Annotated in this window: 2 protein-coding genes; one reads left to right on the top strand and one right to left on the bottom strand. The window is 56.4% G+C overall.

Features of this window, described 5'->3' with window-relative positions; translation table 11 throughout:
- Window positions 1-104: 104 nt before the first annotated feature.
- Complete coding sequence (mrcA, locus tag ACLQ7H_RS24970) at window positions 105-2,663, top strand: peptidoglycan glycosyltransferase/peptidoglycan DD-transpeptidase MrcA (RefSeq protein ID WP_411754989.1); 2,559 nt, start codon at window positions 105-107, stop codon at window positions 2,661-2,663.
- A 158-nt stretch (window positions 2,664-2,821) separates the two neighbouring features.
- Here mrcA and nudE read toward each other — a convergent pair.
- Window positions 2,822-3,333: ADP compounds hydrolase NudE (gene nudE, locus ACLQ7H_RS24965; protein WP_411754988.1), on the bottom strand; the 512-nt coding region annotated here is incomplete at its 5' end.

Here is a 3,333-nt window from a genome sequence, read left to right as displayed (position 1 = left end):
TACCCTCAGATAACAAAAGAACATATCCATGTTGCAGGCTTGCCTTTATACTACCGCGCGGTTGTTTATAAACTGCCCAATTGACATGAAATGGGAAATCTCAGGTGAAGTTCGTAAAGTATCTTTTAATCCTTGCAGTGTTTTGCATCGTGCTGGGAGCAGCCTCGATTTTTGGCTTGTACAAATATGTCGAGCCGCAGCTGCCCGATGTCGCAACGCTGAAAGACGTGCGGCTACAAATCCCGATGCAGGTTTACAGCGCTGAGGGCGAACTGATCGCCCAATATGGTGAAAAACGCCGTATTCCTCTCAAGCTGAACCAAATTCCACCGGTGATGGTGCATGCCTTCATCGCCACGGAGGACAGCCGCTTCTATGATCATCATGGGGTCGATCCCGTGGGTATCTTCCGTGCTGCGTCGGTCGCGCTGGTTTCCGGCCATGCTTCGCAGGGTGCCAGTACCATCACCCAACAGTTGGCCAGAAACTTCTTCTTGAGCCCAGAACGCACCTTGATGCGCAAAATCAAGGAAGTCTTCCTGGCGATCCGCATTGAACAGATGCTGACCAAGGATGAAATTCTTGAGCTGTATCTGAACAAAATCTATCTGGGTTACCGCGCTTATGGCGTAGGTGCTGCCGCGCATGTCTATTTTGGTAAAGATGTCAGCCAACTGACGCTGAGCGAAATGGCCACCATTGCCGGGTTACCCAAAGCACCTTCCACCTTTAACCCGCTGTACTCCCACGATCGCTCCGTAGCACGTCGTAACGTGGTGCTCTCGCGGATGCTGGATGAGCGCTACATCACGCAGGCGCAGTACGATCAGGCCCGCAGTGAACCTTTGGTGGCCAATTACCATGCGCCAGAAATCAGCTTCTCCGCCCCTTATCTTTCAGAACTGGTGCGTCAGGAGATGATCAAGCGTTACGGTGAAAACGCCTATACGGACGGTTACAAGGTGTACACCACCATCACCAAGCGGCTGCAGTTGGGCGCACAGGAGGCGGTACGTAACAACATCCTCAACTACGATATGCGCCACGGCTATCGCGGCCCGTCAAACGTGCTGTGGAAAGTGGGTGAACCAGCATGGGATCAGAAACAGATTGTCGATTCCCTGAAGAACCTGCCGAGCTACGGCCCGCTGTCTCCTGCGGTGATCCTGCAGGCGGATGCTGAACAGGCTACCGCCATGCTGGCCGATGGCAGCCGCATTGCGCTCCCCATGTCCGGTATGCGCTGGGCACGTGCGTTCAAGAGCGATACGCTGCAAGGTCCTACGCCAAAGCGCGTCACCGACGTGGTGCAGCCAGGCCAGCAAATCTGGGTGCGTAAAGTTAACGACAACTGGTGGCTGTCACAGGTGCCGGACGTGAACTCGGCGCTGGTGTCGCTCGATCCTAACACTGGCGCTGTCAAAGCATTGGTCGGCGGTTTCGATTTCAACCAGAGCAAGTTCAACCGTGCAACCCAGGCGCTGCGCCAGGTGGGTTCCAACATCAAACCATTCCTGTACACCGCGGCGATGGATAAGGGCCTGACGCTGGCCACTATCCTCAACGATCTGCCGATCACCCGTTGGGATGCCGGTGCCGGTACCGACTGGCGGCCGAAAAACTCGCCACCCACTTACGACGGTCCTATCCGGCTACGCCAAGGTCTTGGCCAATCGAAAAACGTGGTGATGGTGCGGGCAATGCGCGCCATGGGCGTAGACTATGCCGCTGAATATCTGCAACGCTTTGGTTTCCCTGCGCAAAACATCGTGCATTCGGAATCGCTGGCGCTGGGTTCGGCTTCATTCACCCCGCTCCAGGTGGCACGCGGCTATGCCGTGTTGGCCAACGGTGGCTATCTGGTTGACCCGTACTTCATCACCAAGATCGAGGACGATGCCGGTCAAGCGGTATTCGAAGCCAAACCGAAAGTGGTCTGCGATAGCTGCAACCTGCCAGTGATCTACGGCGATACGCATCGTTCGGCGATGCTTTCCGATGATAACGTCGAGAACGTGGCGGTATCGCAGGAAGGCAACAATGCCAACGTCCCAATGCCACAGCTTGAGCAGGTAACCCCGGCACAGATGCAGCAGGATAACGAACAGCAGTATGCGCCACACGTGATCAGCACCCCGCTGTCGTTCCTGATCCGTGATGCGTTGAACACCAACATCTTCGGTGAACCGGGTTGGATGGGTACCGGCTGGCGTGCAGGCCGCGATCTTAAACGCCGTGATATCGGCGGTAAAACCGGTACCACCAACAGTTCGAAAGATGCCTGGTTCTCCGGCTACGGCCCGGAAACAGTGACCTCGGTGTGGATCGGTTTCGACGATCACCGCCGCAATCTTGGCCGAGCCTCCGCTTCGGGTGCCATTCCCGATCAGATTTCCGGTGGTGAAGGTGGGGCGAAGAGTGCTCAACCGGCTTGGGATGATTTTATGAAGGTGGCGCTGGAAGGCCTGCCAGAGCAGAAAGTCACACCACCGCCGGGGATTGTCAGCGTGACCATCGACAAGAGCACCGGCAAACTGTCCAACGGGGGCGGAGGTAGTCGTTCCGAGTACTTTATCGAGGGTAGTCAACCCACGGAGTTCTCGGTACATGATGCCGGAACCACCCTGACAGACCCCGGTGGCGAAAGCCACGAGCTGTTCTAAAAACGACAATGGCCAGAGCAATCTGGCCATTTTTTTATCCAACTGGCGGGCTACATCGGGGTTGTTAAACGGGCGCAGCAGCGCCCCTACAAGGCTCATTCCGCATGTGAGGCCGGTGAGGGTGTCAGCAACGCCCGTGCAGATGAGTCGATAGAGGGTTAGCGTGAACCGCGCAGGAATGCCTCTGCCAGGAACAGTGCGCTGACATTACGCGCCTCACGGAAGTCCGGCTCCGCCAGCAGTGCCATCATGTTGGCTATCGGCCAACGTACCTGTGGCAACGGCTCTGGCTCGTCCCCCTCCAGGCTTTGCGCATAGAGGTCGTGTGCCAGTACGATATTCATCTGGCTGGAAAAATAGGAAGGTGCCATCGTCAGCTTGCTGAGGAAATCAAAACGCCCGGCCCCAAAGCCGACTTCTTCCATCAGTTCGCGGTTAGCGGCTTCCAACACCCCCTCACCAGGATCGATCAGCCCTTTGGGGAAACCCAGCTCATAGGATTCGGTGCCCACCGCATATTCACGGATCAGCAGCAAATCATCTCCTATCACCGGCACAATCATCACCGCTTCGCGTTCCGAAGGGCGCATACGCTCATAGACCCGCCGCACACCGTTACTGAACTCCAGATCGACTGACTCAACGTTAAATAAACGCGAGCGCGCGACCG

Source organism: Serratia sp. (in: enterobacteria) (assembly GCF_046715635.1).
Classification (GTDB): Bacteria; Pseudomonadota; Gammaproteobacteria; order Enterobacterales; family Enterobacteriaceae; genus Chania.
This window is presented reverse-complemented; position numbering and strand designations above follow the sequence as displayed.